Genomic DNA, 20,770 nt, shown 5'->3' on the forward strand with positions numbered 1-20,770 from the left:
TCCTCCACGCTGCCGTACGGCGGAGCGCCTCGGGTAAACCCGCTCAGGCCCCTGATCCCACGGCCTTTTTGGTATCATCGTCGGCTTTTCCAACGCTCCGGAGACTCGACCATGCATCGCAAAACCCTGATTGCCACCCTGATTTCCCTGGCCAGTGGTTTGGCTGCCTCCGCCGCCTGGGCCGACATCAACGTCGGCGTCTCCCTGGCCGCCACCGGCCCGGCCGCTTCCCTGGGCATTCCCGAGAAGAACACCATCGCCCTGCTACCCACCACCATCGGTGGCCAGAAGGTCAATTACATCGTCCTCGACGATGCCACCGACTCCACCACCGCCGTCAAGAACATCAAGAAGCTGATCAGCGAAAACAAGGTGGACGTGGTCATCGGTTCCTCCACCACCCCCAGCTCCCTGGCGATGATGGACGTGGCCGCCGAGAACGAAACCCCCATGATCTCCATGGCCGGTTCCGCCATCATCGTTGAGCCCATGGATGCCAAGCGCCACTGGGTCTTCAAGTCCGCCCAGAACGATGCCCACATGGCCACCGCCATCGTCGAGCACATGACCAGCAACAACGTGCAGAGCGTGGCCTTCATCGGCTTTGCCGACGCCTACGGCCAGGGCTGGTACAAGGAATTCGCCAAGATCGCCGAAGCCCGCAAGATCAAGATCCTGGCCAACGAGAGCTACCAGCGTAACGACACCTCCGTCACCGGCCAGACCCTGAAGATTCTCGCCGCCAAGCCTGACGCCGTGCTCATCGGCGCCGCCGGCACCCCCGCTGTGCTGCCCCAGAAGACCCTCAAGGAAAAGGGTTACAAGGGCGCCATCTACCAGACCCATGGCGTCGCCAATGCCGACTTCCTGCGCGTCGGCGGCAAGGACGTGGAAGGCGCTTTCCTGCCGGTAGGCCCCATGGTGGTGGCCGACCAGCTGGCCAACGACAACCCGGTGAAGAAGTCCGCCCTGGAATACGTGAAGAAGTATGAAGGCGTCCACGGCAAGGGCAGCATCAGCTCCTTCGGCGGCCACGCCTGGGATGCTGGCGTGCTGCTCGGCAGCGCCGTGCCCGTGGCCCTGAAGAAGGCCCAGCCCGGCACCAAGGAATTCCGCAAGGCCCTGCGCGACGCCATCGAAGGCACCAAGAACCTGCCCGCCGCCCACGGCATCTTCAACCTGAGCGCCCAGGACCACCAGGGCTTCGACCAGCGCGCCCGCGTCATGGTGAAGGTCGAGAACGGCACCTGGAAGCTCATCAAGTAACCCACACCTCCTCCACAAACGCCGGCCCCGGGCACTCCCCGGGGCCGCTGCGTTGAAAGCCCTGCATGGATCTGCAAATTCTTCTGCTCCTGGGTCAGGATGGCCTGACCAACGGTGCCATCTACGCCCTGCTGGCCCTCGCCCTGGTGCTGGTCTTCGCCGTCACCCGGGTGATTTTCCTGCCCCAGGGGGAATTCGTCGCCTATGGCGCCCTGACCCTGGCCGCCCTGCAAGCCGGCAAGCTGCCGGGCACGGTCTGGCTGGCTGTCGGCCTGGGCGTTGCCGTGGTGCTGATCGACGGCGGCCTGGCCCTGAAAAGCGGCAACCTGAAGCGCCTGCCCCGCATCATCCTCGGCAACCTGGGCCTGCCCCTGGTGCTGCTCGGCCTGATCTCCGGCCTGGAAGCGGAGGCCCTCAGCGCCCTCGCCCTGCCCCTGCAAATCCTGCTCACCCTGGGCATCGTGGTGCCCCTGGGGCCCCTGCTCTACCGCCTGGTCTTCCAGCCCATCGCTTCGGCCACGCCCCTGGTGCTGCTGATCGTCGCCGTGGCCCTGCACATGACCCTGATCGGCCTGGGCCTGGTGTTCTTCGGTGCCGAAGGTTTCCGCACCCAGCCCTTCTCTGACGGTGCCGTAGAAATCGGCCCCCTGCTGGTGCAGCACCAGACCTTGTGGATCCTCTTCGCTTCCGTCGCCCTCATCGCCCTGCTCTACGTGCTGTTTGAGCGCACCATCTACGGCAAGGCCCTGCGCGCAACCGCCCTCAACCGCACCGGCGCGCGCCTGATGGGCATCTCCACCACCATGGCCGGCAAGCTTTCCATGGGCCTGGCGGCCTTCATCGGTGCCCTTTCCGGCGTGCTGGTCTCGCCCATGACCACCCTTTACTACGATTCCGGCTTCCTCATCGGCCTGAAGGGCTTCGTCGGCGCCATCATCGGCGGCCTGGCCTCCTACCCGGTGGCCGCCCTCGGCGCCGTGCTGGTGGGCCTGCTGGAGTCCTACTCTTCCTTCTACGCCAGTGCCTTCAAGGAAGTGATCGTGTTCACCCTCATCATCCCGGTGCTGCTGTGGCGTTCCCTCACCTCCCACCACGTCGAGGAGGAGGAAGAATGATGCCCAAGACCTTCGCCCCGGCCCACGCCATCCTCGCCGTCTTCCTGCTGTTCCTGGCCGGCGGCCCCCTGTGGCTGCCCGAATTCCACATCACCCTGCTCAACTACATCGGCCTCTACGGCCTGGTGGCCCTGGGCCTGGTGCTGCTCACCGGCGTCGGCGGCCTCACCTCCTTCGGCCAGGCAGCCTTTGTCGGCCTCGGCGCCTACACCACCGCCTACCTGACCACTGCCCACGGCCTTTCGCCCTGGCTGACCCTGGTCATCGGCCTGGGCCTGACCCTGGTGTTTGCCCTTTTTCTCGGCTTCATCACCCTGCGCCTGTCGGGCCACTTCCTGCCCCTGGGCACCATCGCCTGGGGCATCAGCCTGTACTTCCTCTTCGGCAACCTGGAATGGCTGGGCGGCCACACCGGCATGACCGGCATTCCCGCGGTAGCGATTTTCGGCCTGGAACTGAAGGACGGCCGCAGCTTCTTCTACCTCATCTGGCTGGTATTGCTGGGGGCCATGCTGACCACCCGCAACCTGCTGGATTCCCGCGAAGGCCGGGCCATCCGCGCCCTCAAGGGAGGCAGCGTCATGGCCGAGGCCATGGGCGTCAATACGGCCCGCTCGAAGATTCTCATCTTCACCGTGGCGGCGCTCTACGCCTGCGTCTCCGGCTGGCTCTACGCCCACTTGCAACGCTTCGTGAATCCGACGCCCTTCTCCATCAACCAGGGCGTGGAATTCCTCTTCATGGCGGTGATCGGCGGCGTCGGCCACGTCTGGGGCGCTGTCGTGGGTGCCGGTCTGATCACCGTACTGAAGCAGTGGCTGCAGGATTTCCTGCCGGAACTGCTGGGCCAGAGCGGCAATTTCGAGGTGATCGTCTTCGGCCTGATGATGATCTTTGTCCTGCACCGGGCCCGCAACGGCCTGTGGCCGGCCATCGCCCGCTTCGTCCCGGCTCCCCCGCAGGAGCGCCATGCCGTCACCACGGCCGAGCCCCTGCCGCGCCGCCAGCTGCCGGCCGCCGGCACCGTGCTACTCCAGGCCGAAGGTGTGACCAAGCGCTTCGGCGGCCTGGTGGCCAACAAGGACATGGCCCTGACGGTCAAGGCCGGCGAAGTGATGGCCCTGATCGGCCCCAACGGCGCCGGCAAGAGCACCATGTTCAACTGTATTTCCGGCGTCAATCCGCCCACCGACGGTCACATCAGCTTCCTCGGCCAGCCGGTGGCCGGGCTGGAAGCACGGCAGGTGGCCCGCCTCGGCATGTCGCGCACCTTCCAGCACGTGCGCCTGCTCTCTTCCATGACGGTGCTGGAGAACGTGGCCATCGGCGCCCACCTGCGGGGCCAGAAGAACTACCTGGCCGCCGGCCTGCGTCTCGAACGCCAGGAAGAAGCGCGCCTGCTGGCCGAAGCGGCCCGCCAGATCGAGCGCGTGGGCCTGGCGGAACACATGTTCGACGCCGCCGGCAGCCTGGCCCTGGGCAAACAGCGCATCGTCGAGATCGCCCGGGCCCTCGCCGCCGACCCCTGCCTGCTGTTGCTGGACGAGCCCGCCGCCGGCCTGCGCTACCTGGAAAAGCAGGCCCTGGCCGAGCTGCTGGGCCGGCTGCGCAGCGAAGGCATGGGCATCCTGCTGGTGGAACACGACATGGACTTTGTCATGGGCCTGGCCGACCGCGTGGTCGTCATGGAATTCGGTGAAAAGCTGGCCGAAGGCCTGCCGGAAGAAATCCAGAAGAACCCTGCCGTGCTGGAAGCCTACCTGGGGGGAGTGGAATGATGAACGCCGCACACGAACCCAAGACCGTGCTGGAAGTCAGCGACCTCTGCGTCGCCTACGGCAAGGTGGAGGCCCTGCACAAGGTCAGCCTGCGCATCCGCGCCGGTGAAATCGTCACCGTCATCGGCCCCAACGGCGCCGGCAAGACCACCCTACTCTCCGCCCTGATGGGCCTCCTGCCCTACCGGGGCGACGTGGCCTACGTGGGCCGGGAGCTGGATGCCCACGTGGAAGTGGAAGAGCGGGTCGGCCAGGGCCTGACCCTGGTGCCGGAAAAGCGCGAGCTGTTCGGCGAAATGAGCGTGGAAGACAACCTCCTGCTCGGCGCCTTCCACCGCTACCGCAGCGGCGAGCGGGACCACGCCCAGACCATGGAAGAGGTCTTTACCCTCTTCCCCCGCCTCAAGGAACGGCGTACCCAGGCGGCGGGCACCCTGTCCGGCGGCGAGCGCCAGATGCTGGCCATGGGCCGGGCCCTGATGGCCAAGCCGAAGCTGCTGATGCTGGATGAGCCCTCCCTGGGCCTCGCCCCCCTGATCATCAAGGAAATCTTCCGCATCGTCGCCGAGCTGAAGCAGACCGGCGTTTCCATCCTGCTGGTGGAACAGAACGCCCGGGCCGCCCTGCAGGTGGCCGACTACGGCTACGTGCTGGAAACCGGCGAAGTCTCCCTGGAAGGCCCGAGCCGCGAACTGGCCGACGACCCCCGGGTGATCGAAACCTACCTGGGCCTGGGCGGCAAGAAGGCCTAAGCGCATTCCCCCGGGCACCTGCCCGGAGAGGCAAGCAGGGAGCCAATCTCCGCCCGCAGTTGGCGAAGAATGGCGTCCTTCCTGCCTGCTGGCGAGATGCCATGAAAAAGGCCCGTTGCGATACGCAACGGGCCTTTTGTTTGGGCAATGCCGCCGACGAATCAGGTCAGCGACTTGCGGCTGGCTTACTTCACCAGTTTCCAGCCGCCGTTCTCGATGGTCACCATGACCCGGGCCCGCTGGTCGAAGCCCAGGTGGTCGCTGGCGCTCATGTTGAAGACCCCATGGCTGGCCACCAGGTTGCGCGTCGCCTCCAGGGCATCGCGCAGGGCCTTGCGGAATTCCTTGCTGCCCGGCTGGGCCTTTTTCAGGGCTTCGGGAATGGCATTCTGCAGCAGTACGCCCGCATCCCAGGCGTGAGCGCCGAAGGTGGAAACGCTGCCCTTGCCATGGGCCGCCTCATACTTGCCCACATACCCGAGGGCTGCCTTCTTGATGGGGTTGTCGTTGGGCAATTGCTCCGCCACCAGCACCGGCCCGGCGGGCAGCAGCGTCCCTTCCACTTCCTTGCCGCCCACACGCAGGAAATCGGCATTAGCCACGCCGTGGGTCTGGTAGATGGCGCCCTTGTAGCCGCGCTCCCGCAGGACCTTCTGGGGAAGAGCCGCCGGCGTGCCGGCACCGCCGATGAGTACTGCATCCGGCTTGGCGGCCAATACCTTGAGCACTTGGCCGGTGACCGAAGTATCGGTGCGATTGAAGCCTTCCTTGGCCACCAGGCTCAGCTTGCGGGCCTCCGCCACCTTCGCGAATTCGCCATGCCATCCTTCGCCGTAGGCATCGGCAAAGCCGATGTAGGCCACGGTCTTCACGTTGTGGCTGGTCATGTGCTCGACGATGGCGGTGGACATCTGGGCGTCGTTCTGGGGCGTCTTGAAGACCCATTTGCGCTTCTCATCCTGGGGCTCGACGATGCGGGCAGACGCGGCCATGGCGATCATCGGCGTCTCGGCCTCGGCCATCGTATCGATCATGGCCAGGGAGTTGGGGGTGGTGGTGGAGCCGACCACCACATCCACCTTGTGTTCGCTGATCAGCTTCTTGGCATTTTTCACCGCCGCCGTGGTGTCGGAGGCATCGTCGAGGACGATGTAATTGACCTTCTGGCCACCGATGGTGGTGGGCAGCAGGGCGATGGTGTTCTTCTCGGGAATGCCCAGGGAAGCAGCCGGGCCAGTGGCCGACAGGGTGACGCCGACATTGATGTCGGCCAGGGCGGAATTGCTGAGGGCAATACAGGCGAGCGGCAGCATGGCTCCCGCCAGGGCTTTCAGTTTCATGACTCCTCCACTGCGATTTTTTTATTAGTCCGCCGGGATGGCGGGGGCTCACACCCAGCGCAGGATCATACCGGGGGCATCACGGCGGGGGAAGGGGAACGGCAGAGGATGGGGCGTCAAGCGCAACGCTTCAGCGCCTTGGCGATGCCACCGGCACCAGAAGCAGTCGCAGTTTGTCGCGCAAGCGTTCGGCACCGTAAAGGGAAAGGTGATCGTCGTCGAAGTAATAGCTGCCCCCCGCGTCTCCCACCTGGCAGCGGCTGCCGTCGCAGAACACCTCATCCATGGCAAGCAGGGTGCTGCGACCGGACTGGGCGGCCAGCTGCCCGCTGACATAGGACTGGAACTGCCGGTGCCGCGCTTCAGCCACGGAGAGGCGCTGCAGCAGCAGCGTATTCAGCTCGCCGCCTCGGAAGGCCTGCTGGTAAATCGGCTTGGGTTCATAGGCCTGTAGCGGTGCCTGGGTGACCAGGGTGACGGCAACGCCTGCTGCCGCATAGCGGGCCACCGTCTTCTCCAGCCCCCGGGCAAAGGCTTCCCGGGAGAGTGCGCGGGACTTCGAAGCTTCCGGCGTCAGCCCCAGGTAGGAAAACTCCCGGCCGCTGTAATCGCCATCGGTGTAATAGGTCCAGCGGGCAACGAGGAAGACCTGGCGGATCTGCCGGGACTGGATCAGGGCAAAGATCCGCTGGTTCAGCGCATGGCAGTTGCGTTCCTGCTGATCATCCCGCAGGGCATGGACCTCCAGCAGCGGCGGGCAGCCGCTGGCGCCGGCAAAAACGCCGCCGCGGCCCTGCTCCCGGGCCACGCCATCGAACAGCTCCAGCAGGGAGAGGGCATGGGAATCGCCGACCACGGCGAAATCCGGCGGGGCGCTATCGTTACCAAGCCGGCAATACCAGTCGGCACGACGATGGACCTGGGCCTTGTCGAATCACTCGGCACTGCGGGAGGTACGTTCAAAGCTGCGCAGGATTTCCTGAGGCAAGGTTTGGCGGCCGGCAAAGCCCTGGCTGAAGTGCCCGGCGGCACCGATGCCGATGAAGGCCGCCGAACCGATGCCCGCAAACAGGAAAATGCTTCGCCGCGACAGGTGCCCGCGCTGGCGGAATGGCTTTTCGACAAAACGCCAGCTGAGGGCGGCCAGGATGAAGGTGGCCACCGCCAGCAGCGCCATCAACCAGGGTTCCGGCCGCTCCAGGCTGCGCTGGCGGGCGAAGGCGAACAGGGGCTGATGCCAGAGGTAGGCGCTGTAGCTGATCAGGCCGATACCAACAAAAACACGGCTGCCCAAGAGCCGGCCCACCCAGGTATCCGGCCAGGCAAAGAGGATGATCAGCAGGGCTCCGCCCGTGGGTACCAGGGCGTAGAGACTGGGGAACGGCGTGGCTTCGCTATAGGCGAGGATGCTGAAAACGACCAACCCGGCTCCGGCCAGGCCTAGCCCCTGCTGCAGGCCGAGCGGGATACCGGGGCGCCCCCGGCGGACCTGATAAAGGGCGGCGCCGCTGCCCATCAGCAGCTCCCAGGCACGGGTGGGGAGAAGGAAGAACGTGGCCGCGGGGTGGGCAGCGGCATTCCAATGGGCCGTCGCCAGGCTGGCAGCGGCGATAAGGCTCAATACGGTCACAGCCCGCCGCTGTCCGCCCCGCCAGAGCAGCAGGAGGAAGGGAGGAAAGAACAGGTAGAACTGCTCTTCCACCGCCAGGCTCCAGGTGTGCAGCAGGGGCTTGAGCTCGGCGGCGGTGTCGAAATAGCCGCTCTGGCGCCAGAACAGCAGGTTCGAGACAAAGCTGGAAACGGCCATCAGCCCCTGGGAAAACTCCTTCAGATCCGCCGGCAGCAGCCACAGCCAGGCGAAGGGAAGGCACACCGCCATCACCAGGAACAGCGCCGGGAGAATGCGCCGGGCACGCCGCTCGTAGAAGCCGACGATGGAGAACTTGCCGGCCTCGATCTCGGCCAGCAGGATGGAAGTAATGAGATAGCCGCTGATGACGAAAAATACATCGACACCGACGAAGCCGCCGCCAAAGACGGCAAAGCCGGCGTGGAAGAGGATCACCGGCACCACGGCCAGGGTGCGCAGCCCATCTATCTCGCGTCGGTAGTCCATCGTCAGGAGCGGCCCGTCATCGCTGGCGGCAAATCATTTGCCGATGCAGAAGCGGCCGAAGATCTCGCCCAAGAGGTCGTCCGCAGTGAACTCCCCGGTGATGTCGCACAGGGCATTCTGGGCCAGGCGCAGTTCTTCGGCGAACAGTTCGAGGGCCGGCAGGCGCTGGCGGGACTCGGCCAGGTGCTGCCGGGCTTCGGCCAGGGCGCGCAGGTGGCGTTCCCGGGCGATGAAGACATCCTCGGCCTGATGCCAGCCGGCGATGCGCAGCAATTCCTGGCGCAGAAGGTCGAGGCCGGCACCGGTCTTGGCGGAGAGGGAAATGGCGATGCAACCCTCACCGCCTTCCGGCTCATCGTGACGTTCGGGCTGGCCGCCGGCCAGGTCGATCTTGTTGTAGACAGTGACTCTGGGCAAGCCGGCGGGCAGGCGCTGAAGGATGGCCTCCTCGGCGTGGGCCAGGCCCTCCCGGGCATCCGCCAGCAGCACCAGCACATCGGCCTTTTCGATCTCGCGCCAGGTGCGCTCGATGCCCAGGCGCTCGACTTCGTCTTCCGTCTCCCGCAGGCCGGCGGTATCGATGACGTGCAGGGGAATGCCTTCAATCTGCAGGCTACCCCGCACCACGTCCCGGGTAGTGCCGGCGATAGGGGTGACGATGGCCAGCTCGTCACCGGCCAGGCCATTGAGCAGGCTGGACTTGCCGACGTTGGGCTGGCCAGCCAGCACCACGTGCAGGCCGTCCTGCAGCAGCTTGCCCTGCCGGGCCCGCTCGAAGACGGCGGCCAGGCGCTGATCCAGGCTATCCAGGCGGCCGAAGGCGTTGGCGGCCTTGAGGAAGTCGATTTCCTCCTCCGGGAAATCCAGGGTGGCTTCGGTCAAGGCCCGCAGTTCGATCAGCTCGTCGGTGAGGGTGCGGATTTCCTTGGAAAACTCGCCCTGCAGGGAACGCACGGCGCTGCGGGCGGCGGCCTGGGTGGTGGCATCAATGAGATCGGCCACGGCCTCGGCCTGGGCCAGGTCCAGCTTGCCGTTGAGAAAGGCGCGGCGGGTGAATTCGCCGGGCTCCGCCAGGCGTGCCCCCAGGTCCAGGCAGCGGGCCAGCAGCATCTGCAGCACCACCGGGCCACCGTGACCCTGCAGTTCGATGACGTCCTCACCGGTGAAGGAGGCGGGGTTGGGAAAGTAGAGCAGCAAGCCGCTGTCGATGACCGCCCCGTCGGCAGCGCGAAAGTCCGCCAGGGTGGCGTAACGGGGCCGCGGCGTCTTGCCGGTGAGCTGCGCTGCCAGGGGCAGGAGGTGGGCACCGGAAATACGGATGACGCCGACCCCGCCCCGGCCGGGAGCGGTGGCAATGGCGGCAATGGTGTCAGTGCGGGGCGTCATGGGGCGGGAAAGTCCGGAACGTTAACGTAAAAAAGGCCGCCCGAGGGCGGCCTTTTCGGGGTCATCAGGCCTTGGCGTCGTTAGCCGCCTTGCCGCCCTGTTCGATCATGCGGGTGATCTGCCACTGCTGGGCAATGGAGAGGACGTTGTTCACCACCCAGTACAGCACCAGGCCGGAGGGGAAGAAGAAGAACATGAAGCCGAACATGAAGGGCATCATGAGCATCATCTTCGCCTGCATGGGGTCCGGCGGCGTCGGGTTGAGCTTGGTCTGGATGAACATGGTGGCGACCATGAGGATCGGCAGCAGGCCCACCGGCATGTGGATGCCGGGAATGACGCCAAACAGGGAATCCGGTGCGGAGAGATCATGAATCCAGCCCACCCACGGGGCGCTGCGCATTTCCACGGCACCCAGCAGCACCCAGTAGAGGGCGATGAACACCGGGATCTGGATCAGGATGGGCAGGCAGCCGCCGAGGGGATTGATCTTTTCCTTGCGGTACAGCTCCATCATTTCCTGGTTCATGCGCTGACGGTCGTTGGCGAAATGCTCCTTGATGTGCTGCAGGCGGGGTGTCACCTGGCGCATCTTGGCCATGGACTTGTAGGAAGCGGCGGAGAGGGGGAAGAAGATCAGCTTCAGGGCGATGGTCAGCACCACGATGGCCCAGCCCCAGTTGCCCACCAGCTTATGAATCCACTCCAGGGCCCAGAAGATCGGGGCGGCAATGACGGTCAGCCAGCCATAGTCCACCACCAGGTCGAGGCCCGGTGCCACCTGCTTGAGCTGGGATTGGATCTGGGGACCGGCGAAGAGGGGCACGGTGACGCCACCCTTGGCGCCAGCTTCGATCTGGGCCACGGGCACGATCACGCCGGCGGAATAGACGCCGGGCTTGCCATCGGCCGGGGCTTCCACCTTGCGTACGAAGAACTCGCGGGGGGAAGTACCCTGGGGCACGAAAGCGGAAACGAAGTAGTGCTGCACCATGGCCACCCAACCGTTATCCGGGTTCTGGGGCACCTTGGCCTTGCCCTTCTCGATATCGGAGAAGGCGATCTTGTGGAACTTCTCCTGCTCGGTATAGAGGGCCGGGCCGGTGAACACGCTGACCATGGAGGATTCGCCTTCCGGCGCCTTCTCGTCCCGGGCCAGCTGGAAGTAGGCGTGGGGCGTGATGGCCTTGGCACCGCCGTTCTCGATCTCGTAGCCCACATCCACCAGGAAGGAACCCTTGTGGAAGGTATAGACCTTGGTCACCTTGACGCCATCGGCCACAGCTTGCAGACGTACCTGCAGCTGATCCTTGTCGCCCAGTTCCAGCGCGCCGGGCAGCAGCTTGAAGGCGCTCTTGTGATTGGGCAGGCCGTCACCGATCAGGCCGGTCTGGGCGCTGTAACGGTGCTCCTCGCCAAACAGCACGAAGGGCTTCTCGGCATCGACGGCTGACTTGTAGGCGGGCAGCTCCAGGCGCACCAGATCGCCACCCAGGGTGGAAATCTCGGCGACCATCAGATCGGTGCGTACGGTGACCGTTTCCGCCTTGACCGGGGCCGGCAAAGCGGCGCCGGGGACGGCGGCAGCACCTGCATTGAGCGCAGCGGACGGGGTGGGAGCTGCTCCCTGCTGAGCGGCAGCGGCCACGGCAGCCGGCGCATCCTTGGGCTGGTTATGCTTCACCCAGGCGTCCCACAGCATGATGATGGAGACGGAGAAGATGATGAACAGGAAGAGACGACGGTTATCCATGCACAGCCACTCGAATGCGGTTTGGAGAAAAATTAGGGCACGGGATCATAGCCGCCGGGATGGAAGGGGTGGCAGCGCAGGATGCGCCGTCCTCCCAGCCAGAGGCCTTTGATCAGACCGTGCTTTTGCAAAGCTTCGGCAGTATAGACGGAACAGCTCGGCTCGAAACGACAATTACGGCCCAGCATGGGGCTGATGGCGTAACGATAGACCCGCAGCAGAAGCAGGAAAGGCAGGATGCTCAGCTTGCGCCACCCGGTCATGGTCAGGCTTCCGGGGTGGGAGACGGCAGCAAGGAGGGCACGGCCGGTACTGCCTGGTTTGCCGCCGCCTCTGCTGCTGCAGCGGCAAAACGACGGCTGAAGCGGCGCAGCAGACTGCGGATTTCGGCCGCCAGGGCAGCCTTGTCCGGCCGGGGATTGGCCTTGTCGAGGGAAACCCCGAGGCGAAGGATCAGGTCCACCGGCGGCAGCTCCGGGCGATGCAGGCGAAAGGCCTCCCGGGCCAGGCGCCGTACCCGGTTACGACCAACGGAGGCGCGACACAGCTTTTTCGCCACCACCAGACCAAGACGGGCACCCTGTAGGGGCTCCTCCGCACTACGCTCGCGCCAGTGCAGAAGGAAGAAAGGGCCTTTTATGGCCCTCCGAAAACCAAAAACGGATGAAAACTCATCCGTTTTGGTCAAGCGGTAGCGCTTGGGGAAGGAAAACTGTCGACAGTCCTGAACCATGGCTACCGCTGGTTTTGCCTCCCCGGCGCTGCCGGGCAGGTCAAGTCCGATCAAGAGTGATCAGACGGCCAGGCGCTTGCGGCCCTTGGCGCGGCGGGCGCGGATGACGGCGCGGCCACCCTTGGTCTTCATGCGAACCAGGAAGCCGTGGGTGCGCTTGCGGCGGACGACGGAGGGTTGGTAAGTGCGCTTCATGTCTTAAGTCCTTGATGCTTGGGGAAAGATAAACGCGCAATTAGAATGGGTTAACCCCCTGTCTGTCAAGAACAAATCGCGCCCGATGCCTGGGGAAATTTGCCCCGGCCTGTGGATAACTTTTCCCGGGCAGGCTAGAATGCGCTTTCTCCCAAGCCATTCGCCCCAGGCGAAAACCTTGCGGGGATGCGGGCCCGACCCGACACCACCGGTAACGCCTTTGGGGCGGCCGGAACCTTCAGCCTATTTTCCAGTAGGCTTTTTCATTTTTTGGGGCCCGCCCTCCCGGCGGGTTCCGGCCGGACGGCAGCGTTTTCCCGCCCGGCTTATCCCCGCCAGCGGCGGCGCCATGCGCCCCGTCTGCCGAGTGGTCGAGGTTAATGAGCGGTTTCTGGTCAATCTGTCTGAGCCAGTTCGAACAAGAACTGCCGCCCCAGCAATTCAACACCTGGATCAAGCCCCTGCGGCTGGAAGGCGAGGATAACCTCGCCGACGGCCTGCGCCTGCTTGCACCCAACGGCTTCATCCTGAAATGGGTGAAGGAACGCTATCTCTCCCGTATCGAAGAGCTGGCCCACACCCATTTCTCCGCCCCCATCGCCATCAGCCTGGGTATTGGCGGCGGCAAGGCGCCCGTGATGGCTCCCCGGCCCGCCCCGGTGCCGGCCGCAGCGCCGATGCCCCAGGATAGCCCGGCGGCCATTGCCCAGCCGGCCCTGGCCGCACCCGCCGCAGCCCCCCGCCGCAACGCCGGCCCCCAGAGCAGCTACGAGAAAACCCGGCTGATCCCCGGCTTCACCTTTGACAATCTGGTAGTGGGCAAGGCCAACGATCTGGCCCGGGCCGCCGCCATGCAGGTGGCGCAAAACCCTGGGGTTTCTTACAACCCCCTGTTCATCTATGGCGGCGTCGGCCTGGGCAAGACCCACGTCATCCACGCCATCGGCAATGCCATCCTGCAGGCCGATCCGGACAAGGTGGTGCGCTACGTGCACGCCGAGGATTACTACTCGGACGTGGTGCGGGCCTACCAGCAGAAGTCCTTCGACGTCTTCAAGCGCTATTACAAGTCCCTGGACGTGCTGCTGGTGGACGACGTGCAGTTCTTCAACGGCAAGAACCGCACCCAGGAAGAATTCTTCTTCGTCTTCAACGCCCTGACCGAAGCCAAGAAGCAGATCATCATCACCTGCGACACCTACCCCAAGGACATCAACGGCCTCGACGACCGTCTGGTGACCCGCTTCGACTGGGGCCTGACGGTGCAGATCGAGCCGCCCGAGACGGAAATGCGGGTGGCCATCCTGAAGAAGAAGGCCGAAGCCGAGGGCGTGGCCCTGGACGACGAAGTGGCCTTCTTCATCGCCAAGCACCTGCGCTCCAATGTGCGGGAGCTGGAAGGGGCTCTGAAGAAGGTGCTGGCCTATTCCCTCTTCCACGGCCGCGAAATCGCCCTGGATCTGGCCAAGGATGCCCTGAAAGACGTCATCGGCGCCTTCAACCGGCAGATCACGGTGGAAAACATCCAGAAGACCGTGGCCGAGTACTACAAGATCAAGGTGGCCGACCTCTATTCCAAGAAGCGCACCCGGGCCATCGCCCGGCCGCGCCAGGTGGCCATGTGGCTGGCCAAGGACCTGACGCCCCACAGCTACCCGATGATCGGGGATGCCTTCGGCGGCCGGGACCACACCACGGTATTGCACGCGGTCCGCACCATTGACACCCTGCGGGCCAAAGACAATGAATTGAACCACGACCTGCATGTGCTGTTGCAGGTGCTCAAGGGTTGAAAAGCTGCACCGGCAGGGTATGGAATGGCGCATGAAAAGTGGATAATCATCCCTTTGCCCGGCCGCCTTTTCAGGCCCCGCCCCAGGCATTACCGGATCGATACGTTACTCAGGAAAATTTGTACCGCTCTCTCTTTTAAGGATTGATCTCTATGCTTCTTATCAAGACCCAACGCGACACGCTGCTCTCGCCGCTGCAATCGGTCTCCGGCATCGTGGAGAAGCGGCACACCCTGCCCATCCTGTCCAACGTGCTGCTGGAAAAGAAGGGCGACGCCCTGACCTTCCTGGCCACCGACATCGAAATCCAGATCACCACCAGCGCCCCCGCCGAAGGCGGCGAAGGTGACGGCGCCGTCACCGTGGGTGCCAAGAAGCTGCAGGACATCCTGCGCTCCCTGCCCGAAGGCACCGACATCAGCCTGGTGCTGGAAGAAAAGCGCCTGCTGGTGCGTGCCGGCAAGAGCCGCTTCACCCTGCAGACCCTGCCTGCCGACGACTTCCCCCGCATGGCCGTGGGCAGCGACGAAGCCAAACAGTTCAGCGTCACCCAGAAGCAGTTCCGCCAGCTGCTGGCCCAGACCCAGTACGCCATGGCCGCCCAGGACGTGCGCTACTACCTCAACGGCCTGCTGCTGCTGACCGAAGGCAAGGAACTGCGCGCCGTGGCCACCGATGGCCACCGTCTGGCCTTCGCCAGCATGGCGATCGAAGCCGAACTGCCGCGCCAGGAACTGATCCTGCCGCGCAAGACCGTGCTGGAACTGAACCGCCTGCTGGCCGATTCCGACGAAGCCCTGGATATCACCCTCACCGCCAACCAAGTGCGCTTCGCCTTTGGCAACGTGGTGCTGGTATCCAAGCTGATCGACGGCAAGTTCCCCGACTACGAGCGCGTCATCCCCGCCACCCTGAAGAACAGCCTGGAACTGGGCCGCACCGCCCTGCTGCAATCCATGGTGCGTGCCGCCATCCTGACCAACGAGAAGTTCCGCGGCGTGCGCCTGGTGCTTCAGGGCAACAGCCTCAAGGTCATGGCTGCCAACGCCGAGCAGGAAGAAGCGCAGGAAGAACTGGAAGTGGACTACGCCGGCGATTCCCTCGACGTGGGCTTCAACGTCGGCTACGTGCTGGACGTGCTGAACAACGTCAGCAGCGACACCGTCACCCTCAACTTCAACGACGCCAATTCCAGCGCCCTGGTCACCGTACCCGGCAACGAGCGCTTCAAGTACGTCGTGATGCCCATGCGCATCTGATCACCGTCATCGCCGTGATCTAAGGTCCGCCGCCCGGCGGGCCTTTTGCAGTTTTAAGTGGAACAGGAACAATGAGCGAAGAAAACCCGCAAATGAACAACCCGCAGGAAGCCTCACCGGCCTACGGCGAATCCAGCATCCAGATCCTTGAAGGCCTGGAGGCCGTGCGCAAGCGCCCGGGGATGTACATTGGCGACACTTCCGACGGCACCGGCCTGCACCACCTGGTCTTCGAAGTGGTGGACAACTCCATCGACGAAGCCCTGGCCGGCCATTGCGACGACATCACCGTCACCATCCACGCCGACAACTCCATCTCCGTCACCGACAACGGCCGCGGCATCCCGACCGGCGTGAAGATGGACGACAAGCACGAGCCGAAGCGCTCCGCTGCCGAAATCGCCCTCACCGAACTGCACGCCGGCGGCAAGTTCAACCAGAACTCCTACAAGGTTTCCGGCGGTCTGCACGGCGTCGGCGTCTCCTGCGTGAACGCCCTCTCCAAGTGGCTGCGCCTGACCATCCGTCGCGATGGCAAGCGCCACTTCATCGAGTTCAACCGGGGCGTCCCGGTGGAGCGCGTCATCGAAGTGCGCGACGGCTTTGAAGTTTCCCCCCTGAAGGTGCTGGGCGATACCGACAAGCGCGGTACCGAAGTGCACTTCCTGGCCGACGACGAAATCTTCGGCACCGTGGAATTCCACTACGAAATCCTGGCCAAGCGCCTGCGCGAACTGTCCTTCCTCAACAACGGCGTCAGCATCCGCCTGGTGGACCAGCGCAACGGCAAGGAAGAGCTGTTCGCCTTTGCCGGCGGCGTGCAAAGCTTCGTCGAATACATCAACCGCACCAAGTCCGTCCTGCACCCCACCATCTTCTACTCCGCCGGCGAAGCCAAGGTCGGCGACACCGGCGTCACCATCGGCGTCGAAGTGGCCATGCAGTGGAACGACTCCTACCAGGAGCAGGTGCTGTGCTTCACCAACAACATTCCCCAGTCTGACGGCGGCACCCACCTCACCGGCCTGCGGGCGGCCATGACCCGCATCATCAACAAGTACATCGAAGAGAACGAAATCGCCAAGAAGGCCAAGGTGGAAATCACCGGCGACGACATGCGCGAAGGCCTGGCCTGCGTTCTCTCGGTGAAAATGCCCGATCCCAAGTTCGCCTCCCAGACCAAGATGAAGCTGGTCTCCTCCGAAGCCCGCCCGGCGGTGGAAGAAGTGGTGGCGGCCAAGCTCACCGAATTCCTGCTGGAACGCCCGGTGGACGCCAAGACCATCTGCGGCAAGATCGTCGAAGCCGCCCGCGCCCGGGACGCCGCCCGCAAGGCCCGCGAAATGACCCGCCGCAAGGGCATCCTGGATGGCGTCGGCCTGCCCGGCAAACTGGCCGACTGCCAGGAAAAGGACCCCACCCAGTGCGAACTGTATCTGGTGGAGGGCGACTCCGCCGGCGGCTCCGCCAAGCAGGGCCGCGACCGTAAATTCCAGGCCATCCTGCCCCTCAAGGGCAAGATCCTCAACGTGGAAAAGGCCCGCTTCGACAAGCTCATCTCCAGCCAGGAAATCGCCACCCTCATCACCGCTCTGGGCACCGGCATCGGCAAGGACGAATACAAGCCCGAGAAGCTGCGCTACCACCGCATCATCATCATGACCGATGCCGACGTGGACGGCGCCCACATCCGCACCCTGCTGCTCACCTTCTTCTACCGGCAGATGCCCGAGCTGGTGGAACGCGGCCACATCTACATCGCCCAGCCGCCCCTCTACAAGGTCAAGCACGGCAAGACCGAGCGCTACCTGAAGGACGACCACGAATACCAGCAGTTCCTGCTGCAGATGGCCATGGAAGGCACCGAGCTGCTGCCCAAGGCCGGCGCCGAGCCCATCAGCGGCCCGGCCCTCGAATCCCTGGCCCGGGAATACCTGCTGGCCGAGGCCGTCATCAACCGCCTCTCCAACCACATCAACCCGGACGTGCTGCACGCCCTGCTCCACCACAACCTCGAGATCAAGCTGGAAGACGAAGCCGCCGCCCGCGCCAGCGCCGAAGCCCTGGCCAAGGTGGTGGACGGCATCGACGTGCTGGCCCACTACAACGAAGCCCAGGAAAGCTGGCAGGTGCGCATGGCCAAGATGCACCACGGCAACCGCAAGATCAGCAGCATCGACGAAGACTTCCTGCGCTCCGGCGACTACCTGCAACTGCGCAAGACCGCCGACCTGCTCAACGGCCTCTTCGGCCCCGGCGGCCTGATCCAGCGCGGCGAAAAGAAAATGGCCGTGGGCGACTTCGCCAGCGCCATGACCTGGCTGCTCAACGAAGTCGAAAAGGGCATCAGCAAGCAGCGCTACAAAGGTCTGGGTGAAATGAACCCCGAGCAGCTGTGGGAAACCACCATGGACCCCAACGTCCGCCGCCTGCTCCGGGTGGGTATCGACGACGCCATCGGCGCCGACGAAATCTTCACCACCCTCATGGGTGAACTGGTCGAACCCCGCAGAAATTTCATCGAAAGCAACGCCCTGCGAGCCCAGAACATCGACGTGTGATGGTGTAGGATCTCATTTACTTCTAGATTTGTCTCACAACTCTAGATTTATTTGGGCCCCATAAAATGAAAATGCCACTCCCTGTGAGTGGCATTTTTGTTGTCTGCTCATCGGCCAAAGCCGACCTTGGACCTCGGGCCAGCATCGGGCGCCTATGCGCTAGTAAGCTGCCGCTCAGCCACTGATGACGGTCACTGTCCGCTTTCATCATCGGCGAGGGAAAGCCCCCCACACGGTCATTGGTTGCTTCGATGCTTTAACGGGAGTATCCCAAGCGGAGCGGTCAGAAAATGTCTAGAAAAACCGGAGCGATTTATAGTGCAATGTCCGTTAAGAAAGCCGGGAACATAACCTAAAGTCAGATCGACTCGTAGGCGTCATGCACCAAACAGCACATTGCCTTGCAAAGACGATTCCAGTCTATGCATTGGGGGTTGAGTTGTTGGTGCAAAGGCCTGTAATGGACCAGAGAGTTGCGCAGTTGATAAATTGACTTTGTGGCAACGCTAAAGACATCGGAGTTCGCTTGGAGCTTGATGTTCATCGCGTCTAACGCTTCTTCTAAATCGTGCTTTAACGGGGCAGACCGTAGCAGAATTTCGAGACTGGATTCCTCGCGCGGTCTCCATCCCAACTGTCTTTCAAGCAGTTCAGCCACTTGATCCCATGGCTTGGATAGTCCGAGTTTTCCGTTTAACTGCGTTACATGTGAATAGGCATAAAGCGCTTCAAGGCAACGGTAAAGCGCCAAGAATACAGAACTTGGATCAGTGTCAAATACCGACCTGCATAGAGTTTGGTAGGGAATGGATGTTGGACTAAGCTCGGATAGTGACGCGAATGTCTCCTTTAAATCGACATCCATCCAAGCCGGCCCATGGTTACTGTCCGCTAGGCACAACAAAAAGAAAGCCCGTTGGGTTTCGTCAATGGACAAATCGTTGGATTTGTAGCATTGAATTCTTGGGAAAAGGCTGGCTACCCCACTCGCTTGATGGCCCGTATATTTGGGATTGCGATTCCCATCATCATATTCGACGATATCTCTAACTTGAAAATCTGAGGCGGACGGTGCCGGTTGCAATTCGGAGAGAGCTAAGGTCAATAAGCTACCATCTACATCGATTTCATCCAGGAAGTTGCCAACGTTAGATACTGGTAAATCGAGGCCGATGACAAAAAAGTAAGAATCTAGCTTATGGTCAAATCGGGCTACTTTTAGTCCTCGAGAAAAAGAAATGCCTGACTCAAAGGATGCTTCCTTCAGTATCGCCCGTGTAGTCGGAGTTGATGCTATCCAGCGTTTCTTGCCTGCGTTTGTTATTGGGTTTTTCTTTTGGAGGCAGTACTGATCCAGGGCAGAGAATATGGCTACATTCGCCTCTACCATGTTCCGGCTTGTCATCAGCTAGCCCGCCAGCAAGGTTCCATATTGGGAAGGTCAAATTTTTCATCAATTAGAACCTTGAAGGCCTCGATGAAAACCCCTCGCTCATACCGGCCAACTTGACTAACTCGCTTGTCCAGAACTTCGCTAAGCACGTCTAGACCCAAAAATTCTGAGAGTTGTTCGACAGACATGACGTCCAGTTTGGCTACAAGGGCGCTGGCCCACTCTATGATCCATTGCATTCGCTGCCTACGATCCTCAGATGTCCTATCTAAACCTGGACGACCGAGCACGTATTGGGAGATAGCGACCATGAAGCCAATGCGAGCGGGCTGACTTCCAAAGATGTCTCGTCCTCTCTTAAACCTAATGTCGCTAATTATTTCTAGACGGTCGAACGCTTGATCTAGGTTGACCAAAACGGCGAGCGCGTCATAAAACTGCTCTTGAAAATCCCGCGAGGCGAGGTTGTCGACGAAATCCAGTCTGGAAAACTCCTCTGAGAGTGTTTCCTTTGTGTCAAAGCTGGCTTTCCTAAGCGAAAATGCGAGATAAAGTTCAACAATGTCGTCGGAGCTAAATTGCCCGCTTGATACCCGTCTTCCTGGCCGTTCAGGGTGAAAAATGCGATCAATGTTCTTTACTCGCTTCTTAATCTCTTCCAAAAGGGGTGAGTAGATTACGGCCAACTGGCGAGCTAGAGTCCAGGGTACTTGTCCGGTATTCAGAACTAGCATCCGATAGATTAGAGACGCGACTGATTTTGCTACCCAAAATTCGACTCTGATTTCATGGGTGAGTAGATCGCCTTTCTGTACGCTGGCCTCGATAAGGGCCGCAGTTCTCTGCATGCCATCAATGATCGTAAGTTCTTGGCCTTTGATGGCTAAAAGGAACGCCTCCTCGTCTGTGATGGTTCCCGGTTTGAAGTTTTCAAGTGCCTCTTGATCAACGACTAGGCCTATGACGACCGGAGGGAGGATGGCGCCAGCACAAATATCAGAGATCATGCGTTCCCTGATGCGTTTGGCTGTCGTTGTTTTGAGTACATCTCGTTGGCCAACGATACCCCCACGATTGGAATGAGCATCTTTAACCATTTCAATGTACCTACTGAGCGTGGTTTTCAGTAGATAGGAAAAACACTCAGTTCTTGCATCGTAAAGGCAATCCATTCCTAACACTCTCCGTAAGATATGCGGCCAAGGAGTTGGCTTGGTTATCTGAATGGAATTGTAACAACGAACGCTGTTCAAAAGCGTTCAGGCCGATATCTGGCCTGATGCTGGTGCCAATAGGCAGCTCATCGGCCTTTGCTCACATTCAACTTCAT

16 protein-coding genes and 1 pseudogene are annotated in these 20,770 nt (G+C 62.4%); 7 read left to right on the plus strand and 10 right to left on the minus strand.

All coding sequences use genetic code 11. The features are described 5' to 3' along the window. Positions 1 to 111: 111 nt before the first annotated feature. The 4 genes from AZSI13_RS08245 (at position 112) to AZSI13_RS08260 (ending at position 4,911) form a co-directional block, all read left to right on the plus strand. Positions 112 to 1,266 (plus strand): ABC transporter substrate-binding protein, encoded by a 1,155-nt coding sequence (locus AZSI13_RS08245; protein ID WP_109040697.1) that lies wholly within the window; start codon positions 112 to 114, stop codon positions 1,264 to 1,266. Positions 1,267 to 1,331: 65 nt separating this feature from the next. Then, complete coding sequence (locus AZSI13_RS08250; protein WP_109040698.1) at positions 1,332 to 2,381, plus strand: branched-chain amino acid ABC transporter permease; 1,050 nt, start codon at positions 1,332 to 1,334, stop codon at positions 2,379 to 2,381. Then, the gene (locus AZSI13_RS08255) at positions 2,381 to 4,159 is read left to right on the plus strand and encodes an ATP-binding cassette domain-containing protein (RefSeq protein WP_109040717.1); all 1,779 of its coding nucleotides are present in this window, start codon (positions 2,381 to 2,383) and stop codon (positions 4,157 to 4,159) included. The genes AZSI13_RS08250 and AZSI13_RS08255 overlap by 1 nt, the downstream gene beginning before the upstream one ends. Continuing rightward, positions 4,159 to 4,911, plus strand: a complete 753-nt coding sequence (locus AZSI13_RS08260) for an ABC transporter ATP-binding protein (protein ID WP_109040699.1) — start codon at positions 4,159 to 4,161, stop codon at positions 4,909 to 4,911. The genes AZSI13_RS08255 and AZSI13_RS08260 overlap by 1 nt, the downstream gene beginning before the upstream one ends. Before the next feature lie 185 nt (positions 4,912 to 5,096). Here AZSI13_RS08260 and AZSI13_RS08265 read toward each other — a convergent pair whose 3' ends face one another. The 8 genes and pseudogenes from AZSI13_RS08265 to rpmH form a co-directional block, all read right to left on the minus strand. Then, positions 5,097 to 6,251 carry an ABC transporter substrate-binding protein gene (locus AZSI13_RS08265; RefSeq protein ID WP_109040700.1) on the minus strand — a complete coding sequence of 385 codons (1,155 nt, stop codon included), beginning with the start codon at positions 6,249 to 6,251 and terminating at the stop codon, positions 5,097 to 5,099. 130 nt (positions 6,252 to 6,381) lie between these two features. Further along, positions 6,382 to 7,143, minus strand: a pseudogene (locus tag AZSI13_RS17705) (SGNH hydrolase domain-containing protein); the annotation flags it as partial. 42 nt (positions 7,144 to 7,185) lie between these two features. Beyond that, on the minus strand, positions 7,186 to 8,367 hold the full coding sequence (locus tag AZSI13_RS17710) for an acyltransferase (protein WP_109040702.1): 1,182 nt from the start codon (positions 8,365 to 8,367) through the stop codon (positions 7,186 to 7,188). Between the two features lie 33 nt (positions 8,368 to 8,400). Beyond that, on the minus strand, positions 8,401 to 9,753 hold the full coding sequence (gene mnmE / locus AZSI13_RS08280; protein WP_109040703.1) for a tRNA uridine-5-carboxymethylaminomethyl(34) synthesis GTPase MnmE: 1,353 nt from the start codon (positions 9,751 to 9,753) through the stop codon (positions 8,401 to 8,403). Between the two features lie 64 nt (positions 9,754 to 9,817). Continuing rightward, entirely contained in the window at positions 9,818 to 11,506 is a 1,689-nt protein-coding gene (yidC, locus tag AZSI13_RS08285) for a membrane protein insertase YidC (RefSeq protein WP_109040704.1), read from the minus strand. Positions 11,507 to 11,538: 32 nt separating this feature from the next. Next, the gene (gene yidD, locus AZSI13_RS08290; protein ID WP_109040705.1) at positions 11,539 to 11,769 is read right to left on the minus strand and encodes a membrane protein insertion efficiency factor YidD; all 231 of its coding nucleotides are present in this window, start codon (positions 11,767 to 11,769) and stop codon (positions 11,539 to 11,541) included. Between the two features lie 2 nt (positions 11,770 to 11,771). After that, complete coding sequence (rnpA, locus tag AZSI13_RS08295) at positions 11,772 to 12,239, minus strand: ribonuclease P protein component (RefSeq protein ID WP_109040706.1); 468 nt, start codon at positions 12,237 to 12,239, stop codon at positions 11,772 to 11,774. A 60-nt stretch (positions 12,240 to 12,299) separates the two neighbouring features. After that, a complete protein-coding gene (rpmH, locus tag AZSI13_RS08300; RefSeq protein ID WP_014235940.1) occupies positions 12,300 to 12,434 on the minus strand; it encodes a 50S ribosomal protein L34 in 135 nt (44 codons plus the stop codon). A 380-nt stretch (positions 12,435 to 12,814) separates the two neighbouring features. Between rpmH and dnaA the strand changes: the two genes are divergently transcribed. The 3 genes from dnaA (at position 12,815) to gyrB (ending at position 18,047) form a co-directional block, all read left to right on the plus strand. Further along, the gene (gene dnaA / locus AZSI13_RS08305) at positions 12,815 to 14,227 is read left to right on the plus strand and encodes a chromosomal replication initiator protein DnaA (RefSeq protein ID WP_109040707.1); all 1,413 of its coding nucleotides are present in this window, start codon (positions 12,815 to 12,817) and stop codon (positions 14,225 to 14,227) included. Positions 14,228 to 14,379: 152 nt separating this feature from the next. Continuing rightward, the gene (dnaN, locus tag AZSI13_RS08310) at positions 14,380 to 15,486 is read left to right on the plus strand and encodes a DNA polymerase III subunit beta (RefSeq protein ID WP_109040708.1); all 1,107 of its coding nucleotides are present in this window, start codon (positions 14,380 to 14,382) and stop codon (positions 15,484 to 15,486) included. 71 nt (positions 15,487 to 15,557) lie between these two features. Next, on the plus strand, positions 15,558 to 18,047 hold the full coding sequence (gene gyrB / locus AZSI13_RS08315) for a DNA topoisomerase (ATP-hydrolyzing) subunit B (RefSeq protein ID WP_109040709.1): 2,490 nt from the start codon (positions 15,558 to 15,560) through the stop codon (positions 18,045 to 18,047). A gap of 358 nt (positions 18,048 to 18,405) precedes the next feature. Here gyrB and AZSI13_RS17255 read toward each other — a convergent pair whose 3' ends face one another. After that, complete coding sequence (locus tag AZSI13_RS17255) at positions 18,406 to 19,437, minus strand: hypothetical protein (protein ID WP_235609714.1); 1,032 nt, start codon at positions 19,435 to 19,437, stop codon at positions 18,406 to 18,408. A gap of 14 nt (positions 19,438 to 19,451) precedes the next feature. Next, the gene (locus tag AZSI13_RS17715; protein ID WP_201262336.1) at positions 19,452 to 20,612 is read right to left on the minus strand and encodes a hypothetical protein; all 1,161 of its coding nucleotides are present in this window, start codon (positions 20,610 to 20,612) and stop codon (positions 19,452 to 19,454) included. Between the last annotated feature and the right edge of the window lie 158 nt (positions 20,613 to 20,770).

This window comes from Azospira sp. I13 (assembly GCF_003112695.1).
In the GTDB taxonomy this organism is placed as follows: Bacteria; Pseudomonadota; Gammaproteobacteria; order Burkholderiales; family Rhodocyclaceae; genus Azospira.